At 45.3% G+C, this 15,124-nt stretch carries 13 protein-coding genes and 1 pseudogene; 10 read left to right on the top strand and 4 right to left on the bottom strand.

Annotated features, from left to right (window positions below):
- The first annotated feature begins 29 nt into the window (after nt 1–29).
- On the top strand, nt 30–1,352 hold the full coding sequence (locus tag VIB_RS07355) for an ATP-binding protein (protein ID WP_004395327.1): 1,323 nt from the start codon (nt 30–32) through the stop codon (nt 1,350–1,352).
- Complete coding sequence (locus VIB_RS07350) at nt 1,339–1,812, top strand: response regulator (protein WP_004395326.1); 474 nt, start codon at nt 1,339–1,341, stop codon at nt 1,810–1,812. The genes VIB_RS07355 and VIB_RS07350 overlap by 14 nt, the downstream gene beginning before the upstream one ends.
- A gap of 62 nt (nt 1,813–1,874) precedes the next feature.
- On the opposite strand, the gene nqrM is transcribed toward VIB_RS07350, so the two are convergent.
- Nucleotides 1,875–2,066, bottom strand: a complete 192-nt coding sequence (gene nqrM / locus VIB_RS07345; protein WP_004395325.1) for a (Na+)-NQR maturation NqrM — start codon at nt 2,064–2,066, stop codon at nt 1,875–1,877.
- A gap of 30 nt (nt 2,067–2,096) precedes the next feature.
- A complete protein-coding gene (locus VIB_RS07340; RefSeq protein WP_040904326.1) occupies nt 2,097–2,555 on the bottom strand; it encodes a NifB/NifX family molybdenum-iron cluster-binding protein in 459 nt (152 codons plus the stop codon).
- 414 nt (nt 2,556–2,969) lie between these two features.
- On the opposite strand from VIB_RS07340, the gene VIB_RS07335 reads away from it, so the two are divergent.
- The 6 genes and pseudogenes from VIB_RS07335 to VIB_RS07310 all read left to right on the top strand — a co-directional run bounded on the left by VIB_RS07335 (nt 2,970) and on the right by VIB_RS07310 (nt 11,811).
- Nucleotides 2,970–3,665, top strand: a complete 696-nt coding sequence (locus VIB_RS07335; protein WP_004395323.1) for a GntR family transcriptional regulator — start codon at nt 2,970–2,972, stop codon at nt 3,663–3,665.
- Complete coding sequence (gene prpB, locus VIB_RS07330; RefSeq protein ID WP_004395322.1) at nt 3,662–4,561, top strand: methylisocitrate lyase; 900 nt, start codon at nt 3,662–3,664, stop codon at nt 4,559–4,561. The genes VIB_RS07335 and prpB overlap by 4 nt, the downstream gene beginning before the upstream one ends.
- Nucleotides 4,562–4,677: 116 nt before the next feature.
- Entirely contained in the window at nt 4,678–5,808 is a 1,131-nt protein-coding gene (gene prpC, locus VIB_RS07325) for a bifunctional 2-methylcitrate synthase/citrate synthase (protein ID WP_004395321.1), read from the top strand.
- A gap of 51 nt (nt 5,809–5,859) precedes the next feature.
- Complete coding sequence (gene acnD, locus VIB_RS07320; protein ID WP_004395320.1) at nt 5,860–8,457, top strand: Fe/S-dependent 2-methylisocitrate dehydratase AcnD; 2,598 nt, start codon at nt 5,860–5,862, stop codon at nt 8,455–8,457.
- 50 nt (nt 8,458–8,507) lie between these two features.
- Nucleotides 8,508–9,689: a 2-methylaconitate cis-trans isomerase PrpF gene (gene prpF / locus VIB_RS07315; protein WP_040904831.1), complete on the top strand. Its 1,182-nt coding sequence runs from the start codon at nt 8,508–8,510 to the stop codon at nt 9,687–9,689.
- Between the two features lie 258 nt (nt 9,690–9,947).
- A pseudogene (locus tag VIB_RS07310) lies at nt 9,948–11,811 on the top strand (potassium transporter Kup).
- Between the two features lie 86 nt (nt 11,812–11,897).
- Here VIB_RS07310 and VIB_RS07305 read toward each other — a convergent pair.
- The gene (locus VIB_RS07305) at nt 11,898–12,581 is read right to left on the bottom strand and encodes a DedA family protein (protein WP_004395317.1); all 684 of its coding nucleotides are present in this window, start codon (nt 12,579–12,581) and stop codon (nt 11,898–11,900) included.
- Between the two features lie 52 nt (nt 12,582–12,633).
- Complete coding sequence (locus VIB_RS07300; RefSeq protein WP_040904324.1) at nt 12,634–13,011, bottom strand: hypothetical protein; 378 nt, start codon at nt 13,009–13,011, stop codon at nt 12,634–12,636.
- Nucleotides 13,012–13,223: 212 nt separating this feature from the next.
- On the opposite strand from VIB_RS07300, the gene VIB_RS07295 reads away from it, so the two are divergent.
- Both VIB_RS07295 and VIB_RS07290 read left to right on the top strand, forming a co-directional pair.
- Nucleotides 13,224–14,006 carry a hypothetical protein gene (locus VIB_RS07295; RefSeq protein ID WP_004395316.1) on the top strand — a complete coding sequence of 261 codons (783 nt, stop codon included), beginning with the start codon at nt 13,224–13,226 and terminating at the stop codon, nt 14,004–14,006.
- A 60-nt stretch (nt 14,007–14,066) separates the two neighbouring features.
- Nucleotides 14,067–15,101 carry a hypothetical protein gene (locus tag VIB_RS07290; RefSeq protein WP_004395315.1) on the top strand — a complete coding sequence of 345 codons (1,035 nt, stop codon included), beginning with the start codon at nt 14,067–14,069 and terminating at the stop codon, nt 15,099–15,101.
- The last annotated feature ends 23 nt before the right edge of the window (nt 15,102–15,124 follow it).

Genomic DNA, 15,124 nt, shown 5'->3' with positions numbered 1-15,124 from the left:
TAATGATGCTGGAAAACATGGATCCACAGATGCAGGTATTAGTTGAGCGTTATTTTACTCATGCTCAGCGCTGCATCTGTTTACCCAGTGGCTCGATAATTCTTAAGCAAAATGGCTATAACGATCGCCTCTATTACGTAAAATCAGGTGAGCTACTCGGTCAATTTAGAGAAAAAGAGGGGAAGGCGATTCCGATTTTTTCGGCCTCAGCGGGTGCCTTTATCGGTGTACACAGTTTTTTTTCTGGTCATTGGATAGCGTCTTCCACAGTGATTGCGCAAACTGATGTTGAGCTCGGTTGGATTGACCGACATACGCCAGTGATTGAGCCACAACAGTTCGGTCCGCTGAGTACCCAGTTTATGCCCGTGATTGTGGCTGAGCTTTCGCGTCGTCAACGACGCGCAATGCAAGAAGCGGTTGCCAAAGAAAAGGCGCTTGAGCGGTTACATATGGCGGAACAAATGACGACCTTAGGTCAGTTAGCCGCTGGTATTTCTCATGAATTGAACAACGCAATTGGCGTGGTAAGCAGTAAAACAGAACGGTTAGAAAGCTTATTTATCGAGTTGTTGCATGAAGTGCATCCCGAAGCCAGTCAGTTTTTTGATTTTGGTTTGCTGTATGGGCAAAAAGTGTCGTCGAGTGAAGCGCGCGAACGTGGCGCACACTTTGCGCAGCGCTATCAATTGCCGAAAAATCTCGCTCGTGAATTAGCTCGGGCAGTACCGGAGGAGACACTGTCCGCTCATTGGCTGGCCAATCCACATTTAGCGATTCGCTATTGGCAAATGGGGCGTGATTTACACGATTTACGTGTTGCCTCGAAACATGTGGTTGGGATCGTTAAATCGGTTAAACAATTAGGGCGTAGCGAGATCCATTTTGATGAGCAGTTGGATCTGAATGACACACTAAATCGGGCATTAGCATTATTGCAAAGTGATTTACGTCGAGTCTCGGTGCGGATGCGTCCCGGCGGATTACCAATCTTAAAGGGGTCGCAGACCGAATGGGTACAAGTATGGGTGAATATCATTAAAAATGCTTGTGATGCGATGCTCCAAACCGAGCATCCGGAAATAGATATCCATACTCGTTATGATAAACAACGCATTTTGATCACCATTGCCAATAATGGGCCAGAAATTGATGAAGCCACACGGCGGAGAATATTTCAGCCCAGTTTTACCACTAAAAAAGAGGGGTTGTCGTTTGGTCTTGGGTTAGGGTTGGCGATTGTGAAGCGTATCGTGACCAGTTATGGCGGAACTACGGTTGTCAAAAGCAATCATGAGAAAACGATTTTCAGGATAAAACTACCAGTCGAGGATGGATATGGAGAAGCTTAATATTATTTGTGTCGATGACCAAAGGGAAGTGCTCAGTGCGGTGTTGCAAGACTTGCAACCGTTAGCGAGTTGGTTGCAGATAGAAGATTGTGAATCAGCAGATGAAGTACTGCAACTGATGGACGAATTAGACGCTGAAGGTGAGTTTATTGCTCTGATTATTTCCGATCATGTGATGCCAGGAAAAACGGGGATTGAACTACTCAGCGAGATCACACAAGATCCTCGTTTTATCGGCACGAAAAAGGTCTTACTCACTGGACAAGCGACCCACTCTGATACGATTAATGCGATAAACACCGCAGGCATCAACCGTTATTTTGATAAACCATGGAGTGCAGAAGCGTTGATCGCCTGTGTTAGACAACTAGTGACAGAATTTATTTTTGACAAAGGGTTGGATTACACGCAGTGGCATCAAGAGTTGGATCAAAACGTGGTGCTAACTCGCGTACGCTAAATTTAACCTCAACTCAGCGTGATGATTAGCTCACGCTGAGTTTGCTATTTTTGCTATTTTTGCTATTTCAGCTCGTCGGTTTGAGTCGATTTAGTGTGATCTTGACACGGTGTCTTACAATTACAGACTTTATCAATCTCAACCTTTGCTAGACCGCCACAACTACCTTGAATCGGTTTTCGCCGAGCCATCACGCCAATGCTCATTAAGAGCACCATCAATAGAAAAACACCAAAAGCGATCAAGTACACCATGTTTATGACTCCTTTTGTTCTTCGTATGGGTTAGCGGTGAATCGTAAAAATACGCTGTAACTTTTTTAACGTTGTTGGGTTGAGTTTAGTCCTTGCCTGCGAAGAATGACAACCTTGCTTTGTTTGGCAGGATTTCTGATTTTTATGAATCGAAGGACGAGCGTAAGCCAGATCGGTGATTTCCTGAAGTTCAGTAAGAGTTAGCTGAGCCAATGAGCGGCGAGCTGGATAGGCGAAGACTTTGATACCTAGCTTAAATAGCGTCGATAGCATCGCCTGACCAATATTTTTTACGATTACAGCATCGACTTTATGTTGCCGTAACAGCTCAAGCAGCGCCGCTTTTTGAGCGCAGCGTTGAGCTGGGTCATGAGGTTCAGTGATGACAACACTTTGCTGCTCGGTCACAGAGTTAATCAATAAAAATTCGGATGCTTTGGAAAAATGGGGACTGAGTTTTTGACCTTGGCTGGGAATGGCATAGATCATATCAATATTCCTATTGTGGTGAGAGAAGAGTGAGAAGTGAATATTGTGCGCTAGTAATTAGCATATGCCAATTATTTTTTGTATTTTCCCTGTTTGCTGCTCTAAGAAATCGTGGGTTCATCTTTAAGTATGACGCATTGATTGTCGACAATGTTTCATTGGGATAAATCGACAATATAACGCCACAATCACTAATGTTTAACTTTCCCTGAAAATAAGCGGTTTTTATTCGATTTTTTGATTGTTATTGCGATGTTTTTTGTGCGACCTTAGTCTAAATTGTCGCCGATTTACTTGATTGTCGACAATTGCTTGTTTATGGTAAGCGGTATCAGCAAGTTGAGGTTGTTCGTATTAACCACCCATAAGCTTGATGATCTCAGCGTAATGACTGATGCAAGGTAGAAGAGCCAAGTGAATAAACACGTAGATAACGAAAAAGAACATACTAAATCGGAAAGTTTAACTGAGTTTTTGATAGAGGCGATTGTCTCTGGCGACATTGCTCCTGGAAGTAAAATCTCTGAGCCTGAGTTAGCTAAACATTTTCAGGTTAGTCGAGGGCCTTTACGTGAAGCGCTGATGCGGATTGAAGGCTTAGGTTTAATCGAGCGTATTCCTCATGTTGGGGCCAGAGTGATTAAGCTTTGTCAAGAAAAGCTGGTGGATCTGTACGGCGTAAGAGAAGCGTTGGAAGGAATGGCGGCTCGTTTAGCGGCGCGTCATATTACCGAAGACGAATTGTCTAGCTTAGAGCAACTACTTATCACGCATTCTCGTCATATCGAACAAGTCGATGGGGCGGGCTATTTTCATCAATACGGTGATTTTGACTTTCACTATCGAATCATTCAAGCCAGTCGTAACCCACAATTGATTCGTTTGCTGTGCGATGAGCTTTACCATTTGCTGCGTATGTATCGATATCAATCGCCTCGTTCTCATTCTCGACCGATTGCCGCCCTTGAAGAGCATAAATTTATTCTGCAGGCGATACGTCACCGTGATGAAGAGTTGGCGGAGATGTTGATGCGTAGACATATTACTTACAGCCGGCGTTTAATTGAACAGCAAATCCAGCTCGACAGCCATACTAAGGAGTGTTTATGAGCATCAGTCCGGGAGCTAAATTTAAGCTTGCCCTTCACCTGCAGCAACCTTTACCCATTGTCGGTACGATTAATGCGTATTGCGCGATGATGGCTAAACAGATCGGCCATCAGGCTATTTATCTATCCGGTGCAGGCGTCGCGAATGCATCCTATGGATTGCCGGATCTTGGCATCACAGCATTAAATGATGTACTGATCGATGTCGAGCGGATCACGAATGCCTGTGATTTACCCTTGTTAGTGGATATTGATACCGGATTTGGCGGCGCGTTTTCGATTGCTCGAACGATAAAGCTAATGGAAAAAGCAGGGGCGGCGGCGGTTCATTTGGAAGATCAAGTGGCTCAAAAACGTTGTGGTCATCGTCCAAATAAAGCCATTGTTAGCCAACAAGAGATGGTTGACCGACTCAAAGCTGCGGTCGATGCTCGTCATGATAGTGATTTTGTGATCATGGCGCGTACCGATGCACTGGCCAACGAAGGGATGGACAAAGCCATTGAAAGAGCGATTGCTTATGTTGAGGCTGGGGCCGATATGTTGTTTCCCGAAGCGATGACAGAATTGGATCAATATCAACAGCTCGCTTTGGCATTACAATCAGCAACCGGAAAAAACGTACCGATTCTTGCCAATATGACCGAGTTCGGCCAAACCCCACTGTATAGCAAAGCGCAATTGGCGGAAGTTAACGTTGCCATGGCCTTGTACCCTCTCAGTGCGTTTCGTGCCATGAACCACGCTGCAGAAACCGTTTACCGCCACCTATTGGACAACGAGCATCAGCAGGCGTTATTAGATGCGATGCAAACCCGTCAGGATCTCTACCACTATCTGGATTATCACGCCTATGAGCAAACGCTGGATACGCTATTTTCGAAAGGCAAATCTTAAACTTTTCTACGCTGGAATGATAAGTACAGCGCGGTGGTTTATCGCGACAAGAGGATTGCCGCTTTAACATCCAATACTGAATCAACAAAACTTAATGCGAAAAGGAGTTCATCATTATGTCTTGTCCTTCATCCGCAGGCGCGGGATTACGTGGTCAAAGTGCTGGCAGTACGGCACTGTGTACGGTGGGTAAAACCGGTACTGGTTTGACCTACCGCGGTTATGACATTACCGATTTAGCCAACCATGCTCAATTTGAAGAAGTGGCGCACTTATTATTGATTGGGCACTTACCGACTCAGCGAGAGTTAGACAGCTTTAAAGCGCGATTAATGGATTTACGAAGCTTACCTCCCGCGCTTACCGAGATCTTAGAGCGGATCCCCGCGACGGCTCATCCGATGGATGTCTTACGCACTGGCTGTTCGATGCTGGGTAATATCGAACCAGAGCAAGAGTTTGCTCAGCAGTTAGCCAGCGCCGAGCGAATGTTAGCTCTGTTTCCTGCCATCATTGCTTATTGGTATCGTTTCAGTCATCACGGAGTCAGGGTTGATACCCAGCAATACGATGAAGATTCTATCGGTGGTTATTTTTTGGCAATGCTCAGCGATCAAGCGCCGAGTGCGCTGTTTAAACAAGTTATGCATTGTTCATTAATTTTATACGCTGAGCATGAGTTTAATGCGTCAACCTTTACCGCTCGCGTGTGCGCCTCGACCTTGTCTGATCTGCATTCTTGTATTACTGCCGCGATTGGTTCATTACGAGGGCCACTACACGGTGGAGCCAATGAAGCAGCAATGGCGATGATAGAGCCGTGGACGACGGCCGAGGAAGCCGAGCAACATCTGCTGCGGATGTTGGCAGAAAAGCAGACCATCATGGGCTTTGGGCATGCGATTTACCGTGAATGCGATCCACGTAACGCCTTGATCAAACAATGGTCTAAGCGCTTATCCGAGCAGGTGGGCGATAGCCATCTTTATGCGGTTTCTGAACAAGTTGAAGCCGTAATGCAGCGCGAAAAAAACTTATTTTGTAATGCCGATTTTTTCCACGCTTCGGCCTATCACTTTATGGGTATTCCGACCAAACTCTTTACCCCGATTTTTGTGCTGAGCCGTTTAACGGGTTGGGCTGCACATGTGTTTGAACAGCGGGCTAATAATCGAATTATTCGCCCAAGCGCGGACTATATTGGGCCCGATCCTCAAGATTGGGTTCCGATAGATCAGCGTGGCTAATCGTGACGTTGTCACTCACTGTGGTGGATTATTGAGGATCAAAGAAAGAGAATGAAGAGTCGTTTTAGACAAACCTTACCCGGAACCGAGATAAATTACTTTGACGCTCGCGCAGCGATTAATGCCATCAAGCCTGATGCGTATCAGAGGCTGCCTTATACCTCGCGGATACTGGCCGAAAATCTGGTGCGCTGTTGTCCTGGTGAGCAACTTACGTCAGCATTAACACAGTTGATTGAGCGTAAGCAAGATCGGGATTTTCCTTGGTATCCTGCGCGTGTAGTGTGCCATGATATTTTAGGTCAAACCGCTTTGGTTGATTTAGCCGGACTGCGTGATGCGATTGCGGAGCAAGGCGGCGATCCGGCGCAAGTCAACCCCATCGTCGAAACGCAATTGATTGTTGACCATTCGTTAGCGGTCGAGCACGCTGGTTTTGACGCCGATGCTTTAGTAAAAAATCGTGCGATTGAAGACCGACGCAATGAAGATCGTTTTCATTTCATTGAATGGTGCAAACACGCGTTTAAAAATGTCAGCGTGATCCCCGCTGGTAATGGCATTATGCATCAAATCAATTTAGAAAAAATGTCGCCAGTCATCCAACTGAAGCAAGGCGTTGCCTTCCCTGATACTTGTGTGGGGACCGATAGCCATACCCCTCATATTAATGCTCTTGGGGTTATTGCCATTGGTGTTGGCGGCTTAGAAGCGGAAACCGTCATGCTAGGCCGACCATCGATGATGCGTTTACCGGATATTGTCGGGGTAAAGCTTATCGGCCAGCGCCAAGCTGGAATTACCGCGACCGATATTGTATTAGCATTAACCGAGTTTTTGCGTACGCAGCGAGTAGTCTCAGCCTATTTAGAATTTTTTGGTGAAGGAGCCCATCAACTGACGATTGGCGATCGCGCCACCATCGCCAACATGACGCCAGAATATGGTGCTAGCGCGGGTTTGTTCTATATCGATCAGCAAACGCTACGTTATCTTCAGCTCACGGGCCGCGAACCAGATCAAATCGCGTTAGTTGAGCAATACGCTAAACAGACTGGCTTATGGGCTGATGCGTTACTCGAGGTGCAGTATGAAAGAGTCTTAACCTTTGATCTCTCTCAAGTCGAACGCACCATGGCTGGGCCTTCTCAACCCCATCGCTGTTTACCTACCTCACAATTGGTTGAGCGCGGTATCGCCGATACGCTAAGACAAGAGAGTACTCAATTCGGCTTACCTGATGGGGCGGTGATCATCGCAGCGATCACCTCATGCACCAATACCAGTAATCCGCGCAATTTGGTCGCGGCGGGATTACTTGCTAAAAAAGCCAATCAGCGTGGCTTGATACGTCAGCCTTGGGTGAAAAGCTCCTTTGCGCCCGGCTCTAAAGTCGCCAAACTGTACTTAGAAGAAGCCAACTTATTAACCGAACTTGAAACGCTAGGATTTGGGATTGTTGGCTACGCTTGTACAACCTGTAATGGAATGAGCGGTGCGTTGGATCCGGCCATTGAGCGAGAAATTCTTGCCCGTGATCTCTATACCACTGCAGTCTTATCTGGTAATCGTAACTTTGATGGGCGGATTCATCCTCATGCCAAACACGCTTTTTTAGCGTCACCACCGCTGGTCGTCGCCTACGCGATTGCTGGCAGCATTCGCTTTGATATTGAGCGAGATGCGCTTGGTGTGGACAGTCAGGGCACCCCGATTTACTTAGCGGATATCTGGCCGAGTGATGAAGAGATTGATGCCGTGGTCGAGAGTTGCGTTAAGCCGCAGCAATATCAGCACGTGTATATTCAAATGTTTCAGCTACAGGATTCGACTCAGCAAGCATCACCGCTTTATGATTGGCGTCCTCACAGTACTTATATCCGACGCCCTCCTTATTGGCAAGGTGCGCTAGCTGGCAAGCCGAGTTTAACTGCCATGCGTCCGTTAGCGATTTTAGGTGACAATGTCACGACCGATCACCTTTCTCCCTCGAATGCGATTTTAGCGAGCAGTGCCGCCGGAGAGTATTTAGCCAGCATGGGCGTTCCCGAAGCGGACTTTAACTCTTATGCGACTCATCGTGGCGATCATTTAACAGCGCAACGCGCCACGCTTGCTAACCCCAAACTATTGAATGAAATGGTCAAAGAGAACGGCGAAGTGATACAAGGCTCGCTAGCGCGGATTGAGCCAGAAGGGCGAGTCACTCGACTATGGGAAGCAATAGAAACCTATCTAGAACGTAAACAACCGTTAATCATTATTGCTGGTGCCGATTATGGCCAAGGCTCATCTCGTGATTGGGCGGCGAAAGGGGTACGTTTAGCTGGCGTTGAGGCGATTGTTGCCGAAGGCTTTGAGCGCATTCATCGCACCAATTTAGTTGGTATGGGGGTATTGCCGCTGCAATTTATGACAGGGATGAACCGTTTAACCCTTGATTTAGACGGCAGCGAGTTATTTGATGTCCGCGGAGTGATCCAGCCAAATGCGATACTCACGTTGACCATCACTCGCCGAGATCAGTCTTCTTTCTCTGTTTCAGTGATTTGCCGCCTTGAAACCGAAGATGAACTCGACGTTTATCAAGCGGGTGGGGTATTACCTCGTTTTGCCGAACAGTTTTTAACTAAAGAGAAGCCGTTATGAGTAATGTTCATTCTATAGTTTCTAGTACCTCAGACAGTACCGTTGGTTCAGTGCGGCAAATAAAAATTCCCGCCACCTATTTAAGAGGTGGCACCAGTAACGGCGTGTTTTTTAAGCTCTCCGATCTCCCTATTGATGCCCAATTATCTGGCGAGTATCGCGATAGACTGTTATTGAGAGTGATTGGTAGTCCTGATGCCTATGGCAAGCAGATCGATGGTATGGGAGGGGGAAGTTCCAGTACCAGTAAAGTGGCATTGATTTCAAAAAGTCAGCAAGCGGATCACGATGTTGATTATTTATTTGGTCAAGTTGCCATCGATCAACCACAGATTGATTGGAGTGGTAATTGCGGTAACCTTTCCGCTGCGGTCGGTCCTTTTGCGATAGAGGCGGGATTGATTGACCCTGCTCGTATCCCTGAACAGGGCGTGGTGGCGGTAAAAGTATGGCAAACCAACATTCAAAAAACGCTGATCATTCACGTACCAATCGTCAACGGTCAAGTTCAAGAAATCGGTGATTTTCAGCTCGATGGTGTTGCTTTTCCTGCGGCTGAAATTCAGGTCGAGTTTGTTGATCCAGCTGAGGGGCAGGAGGCGATATTTCCGACAGGAAATCTACGTGACTGCTTATCTATCCCCGGTCTTGGTGATATTGAAGTGACGTTGATTAATGCAGGGATTCCGACCATTTTTCTTGATGCTCACCGACTGGGTTATCAAGGCGATGAAGGGCAAGAGGTGGTCAACGCCGATCTTGAAATGCTCGCTAAGTTAGAAATAATCCGTGCTTATGGCGCGTTAAAAATGGGTTTGATTGAGCATTTAGAACAAGCTAAAGCGCGTCAACATACGCCTAAAATTGCTTTTGTAGCGCCATCGAAAGCCTATCTCACCTCTAGTGGAAAACAGATTAAGAGTGCTGAAGTTGAGCTCCTGGTGCGCGCTCTATCAATGGGGAAATTACACCATGCGATGATGGGAACCGCTGCCGTTGCGATTGCCGCGGCGGCTTGCGTTCCTGGCACGCTCGTCAACCAAGCCGCGGGAGGTGGTCAACGAAGTCAAGTTACTTTGGGGCATCCTTCTGGCCTATTAACGGTCGGCGCTACGATTGAGTCGACCGTTATTGAAGAAGACACACAACCTATTTGGCGGATCACTAAAGCGGTGATGAGTCGCAGTGCTCGGATATTAATGGAAGGCTCGGTGAGAGTTCCAGCGCCATAATCATTTTTTGGAGATAGCGTTCAGCTATCTCCATGGCCATACTAAGTGCAACAATTGATTTGATTGTCAAAAGGAGCCGTTGAGCGAAGATAAGTCGCATGACTCATTGAGCATTGACTGCAACTGAATGTCCTTTGGCGCTGAAATTTTATATTTTCTATATATCTCTCGTCTTGTTTTATACATTTTCTTTAAATCCATCTGATTAGTATGGGGGATCTCTATTCAGATAGGATGCGCTGAAAGCGCAATAGGAAAATGAAACCATCACAAAAAAGTACGTCTTCGCTTGCTCTATTGGCTGTCGGTATTGTTTATGGTGATATTGGAACTAGCCCTTTATACGCATTGAAAGAAGTGTTTTTTAGCCATCATCCCCTTATTATTAATCCAACCAATGTATTGGGAATACTCTCGTTAGTCTTTTGGGCATTTATTATCATCGTGTCGGTAAAGTATTTATTGTTCATCACCCAAGCGGATCAAAATGGTGAAGGCGGTATCTTAACCTTAGCGAGTATTGCCAAGACTCATTGTCCTCATTCATTCAAACCCGTGGTTCTGCTATTGGGTTTATTAGCCGCAGGGTTCTTTTTTGGTGAAGCGGTGATTACACCAGCGATGTCGGTGCTCTCTGCGGTTGAAGGGATAGCCGTGGCTAAAGCCAGCTTAGCGCCTTATGTCTTGCCAATTGCCTTAGCGATCATCTGTGCGTTATTTGCTATTCAAGTATTGGGAACAGAGTTGATTGGCCGTTTTTTTGCGCCAATTATGTTGCTCTGGTTTATCACACTGGGCGTTTTAGGTTTCATCGCTATCATCAAGCAACCACAGGTTTTGGCTGCAGTAAATCCATATTACGCTTGGCATTTTATTGCTACTCACGGCGCTTATAGCTTAATTATACTCGGTGTTGTCGTACTGTCGGTGACTGGCGTTGAAGCGTTATACGCCGATATGGGCCATATTGGGATTACACCGATTCGATGGGCTTGGTTTACTATTGTTTTACCCAGTTTGCTATTTAACTACTTTGGGCAAGGTGCGTATTTACTTCAAACACAAGGCATAGAAAGGCAAACTTTCTATGGATTAGTCCCCCATTCGTTACTGTGGCCGTTGATTATTTTGGCAACGTTAGCGGCGATCATCGCTTCTCAAGCGGTGATCTCTGGTATTTTCTCATTGACTCGTCAAGCGATGAACTATGGTTATCTGCCACCATTAAAAATCACTCATACTTCAGCGCACTCTCAAGGACAAATTTATGTGCCAGCAGCGAATCTATTACTATTCGCTTCAGTGATGATGGTGATGGCGAGTTTTAAATCCTCGGCAAATTTAGCCGCCGCTTATGGGATTGCGGTAACTGCGATTATGACCATCTCTTCATTATTAATCTTGGTGGTGATGCGTTATGGCTGGCATTGGCGGTTACGTTACGTCATTGTCATGGGCGCTATTTTCATCTCTTTGGACGTATTATTACTGATCTCGACATCGACTAAATTTAGTCATGGTGGCTGGCTACCAATCGTGCTTGGTGGTGGTGTATTCCTTATTATGTATATCTGGCAGCAACAGAAACAGCGTTTATTGGAACAATCCGGGAGTGATTTATCGTTACCGGCAATGATCACATCACTCGAAGGGGAAACCTTTCAACGTACCCAACGTACCGCTGTGTATTTTTCTCGTTCGAGCGTTCATGTGCCTCGGTCACTGATCCATAACTTAAAATACAATAAGGTGTTGCATGAGCGTAATGTCTTGATGACTTTTCAAAGTGAATCGCAGCCTTATGTTCATCCCTGTCGTCGAGCGGAGATAACTCAACTGTCAGAGACGTTTTGGCAGGTGATCATTCATACGGGATATCAAGAAACCTTAGAAATAGACCAAGTGATGCACTCTTGTGCTTTAAAAGGGCTATTTCTCCATCCTAATGAAACGATTTTTTTCCTTTCTGCTGAGCATATCCAAGCACAAAAAAATCGGCTTATGGCATGACTTTAAGGCAAAGCTATTTATTTTGCTAAGCAAGCATGCATTACGAACGTCTGAGCGGTTGAATATTCCCTCGGATCGATTAATTGAGATGGGCGTTTATCGGGAAATTTAACCTCTGTCATTAAGGTTACGAAAAAAGTAAAAGGCCAAGTAACTGTGTTTACATGGCCTTTTTTGATAATAGAGAATGAAAGCTGATTAATTTGATTCGCGATGAATAGGCGATATTTTTTGCTGAGCACGTCGGCGGACAGACCAACCAATGAGTAGGCTTACGACACCAATCAACAACGTCATCAACGGGGCGAGAATCAAAATATGATTGGCAATTTTCGATAAGTTATCAGGTAGTAATGACACGCCATAACCTGAAAAGACCAGAAAAAGAACCCATGCGATGGCACTCAAGGGGGTAACCAATAAAAAACGCGTTGGAGATATCGCATTTCTCAGGCCCATGACCATCGGCAATAAAGAGCGCACAACCGGCAAGAAACGCGCCATAAACATCGCCAGCATGCCGTATTTATGAATCAAGCGATCTGTTGTATCCCATTGTTTAGCCGGAACTTTCCCTAACCAAGAAGCCACCATACGCCATTCTTTCAATTGATGACCTTGGTAAAATGCCATTGCTCCTCCTAACCATCCGGCGATGATCAGCACGCCAATCACGGCGTATAAATTCAAAATGCCGACAGCAGCAAGGCTACCACACAAGATAACGATGCTATCACACGGTAAAGGCGCAGCAGGCAGGAAAGCACTCTCAACAAAAATCAATAACCCGATGCAGAGATACAATAACGAAAGATCGATGTGCTGTAATGCAATCAGATCTTGATGCCATAAGGCAGAAAAAATAGACAATAGCGTATTCACAATACCTTTCCTCAATCAAAAAAATAATAACGAACGGTTTGATTGAAAAAAGCTAAGCGTGAGCGAAACGTGAATAGAGGTTGGAAAATCGCAGAGCTTTGCGGATAAAAAACAGCGTGGATTGACTAAAGTAAAACCACAATATGATCGCCGCGACACTCAGTGCAAGAGCAAGATAAAAGGGGGCGTCTTTCTTTAGCGCGATATCGTCATTATCATCAGAGATTAGGCGAATGGGTGTTGCGCGGTTTGGCTCACTGCGTGCGATCACCGCGAGTGAATATTGTTCAGGATGTGCTTGTTCGCTAGCCAAGTGGTGATGAGTCTGAGCAGATACCGCCAGCGGTTTCTCTTGAATAGCATTTAAGTTAAGCCAGTCAGGAAAACTGACCAGAGCGATAAACAATGCAAACAGAGCAGACTGGATCATAAGACGATTGTGGGTAACTTGAAATTACCGAGAGTATGCGGTGTGTCAGCCATATCTGTAAAGCGTTTTTAACCGCCCGAGCAAGAGATAACCCTAATTCATTCATCAAGGTTAGCGCACTCAACTACCTCAACAAACGATCATCTCTTAACCTATCATTTCTGTTGAATTTTTGCTAAGGTGCGCGCTTTAATTTTTCGTCGTGGTGAGTAATGAAGTTACTGTATTGGCTCAATGAAGCTTTGTCGCTTTCTCATTCGGCGTTACAAGCTAGGTTACCTTTAACAGGCTCGAACCTGATTGATGATGTATTTGTCCGTTACCAGCTTGTGGATACCGACCAGCCGTTACTATTTCTATTTTCACCTTCGGGCAGTGATGTTCGTGAGCAAGAGTTGCATGCTGATTATGTCCCTTGGGGGTATGATTTCGCTCAGCAGCAACAGGTTAATGTGATTGCTTTTCAGCACCTAGGAATGACGAACTGGTTTCGTAGTCCGAGTTTAATTGATTTCCTTGAGCAACTTGCGCCATTGCTGACCCCGTTTCCTCTGCGCTTAGGTTATGGCTTAAGCCGGGGTGGGTTTGCGATTGGGGCGTTTGCAAATTTACTGCAGCTTAATCATGTGCTGCTGTTTTACCCAGTGAGTACCAAAAATAAACAGTTGGTGCCATGGGATACACGTGCTAGTACCGAAGCGGCACAAAAATTTGATTGGCAGGGGAAATACCATGATAAAGATCTTGGCGCAGCCCAAGGCTATATTATTTACGATCCTAACGATCTCATTGATGCCCTTCATGCTCAACGTTACCCAGAATTAATTCAAGTGCCGATATCAGGCATGGGACATGGTATTCGTTCAAATGATACTGAAAAGTTAAGTTTTTATAACCATATCGCTGAGCAGTTTATCCATCAACAAAAGATAGATATCGCTGATTGTAATAAACAAGCTCGGCAGTGGTTTTTAGAGAGGAAAGAGCCCGAATAAGCGGGGAAACACACAGTATTTTTAAACACAATTGCGTTATGCAATTTAGATGGAGGATAAATGAAGTTACTGTATTGGCTGGATGAATGGGCGTCTCTTTCCAAAGACGAACAACAGGCCAAGTTACCGATGTCTGGTGAGGATTTACTTGACGACATTTTTGTGAAGTATCAATTTGTTGATTTAAATAAACCCTTATTATTTACCTTCTCACCAGCAGGGACGAATTTACAGGAACAGGACTTAGATTCGAATTTTTCGCCTTGGGGCTATCGTCTTGCGCAAAAGCAAGAGGTTAACATTATTGCTTTTCAGCATTTAGGGAAAAGTAATTGGTTTCGTAGTCGCAACTTAATTTTCTTTTTAGAGCAATTATCAACCTTATTGATCCCGTTTAAGTCGCGGTTAGGTTATGGGCTGAGTCGTGGTGGTTTTGCGGTGGGCGCGTTTGCCAATTTACTAAAGCTAAATCAAGTTTTGCTTTTTTATCCGGTGAGCACTAAAAACCAACAGATTGTCCCTTGGGATGACCGATCCAGCACTCAGCTGGCGCAGCAATATGATTGGCAGGGTGATTATCACGATCTCGATTTAGGGGATGCGAAGGGGTACATCATTTATGACCCGACGAATCACATCGACCGACTGCATGCGAAACGCTATCCCCAATTAACTCACCTAAGAGTGTTTGGTATGGGTCACGGAACTCATGCTAATTATCTGAATCAATTGGGCTTTTACAAACAGGTTGCGGTGGATTTTATTCGTCACCAACATATTGATATCACTCAGTTTCGTCATCAAACCAGAGCGTTGCGTTTTAAAGAAGACTATTATCAGTGTCTGAATAAAGCCAATGCGAATTCTAGGCATCGTTTAGGTTTACTCAGTACAGCGCATCATGTATTGATGGCTGAGAAAAATGCCCATATTAAAGAGCATCAAACGAATATTGATATTCAGCCTTTGGTGGATATTGCCATTAAACATCAGCACCAAAACCCGCAGGATGCGGTGCAGCTATTAGAATTTGCGCAACAGATTGTTCCTGACGATCCTATGGTTGAATATAAATTGCAGCAACTGCTTTGCTAAATGCTCGTTTAGTTGACAGAAAA

The sequence above is a fragment of the Vibrio metschnikovii CIP 69.14 genome (assembly GCF_000176155.1).
GTDB lineage: Bacteria > Pseudomonadota > Gammaproteobacteria > Enterobacterales > Vibrionaceae > Vibrio > Vibrio metschnikovii.
This window is presented reverse-complemented; position numbering and strand designations above follow the sequence as displayed.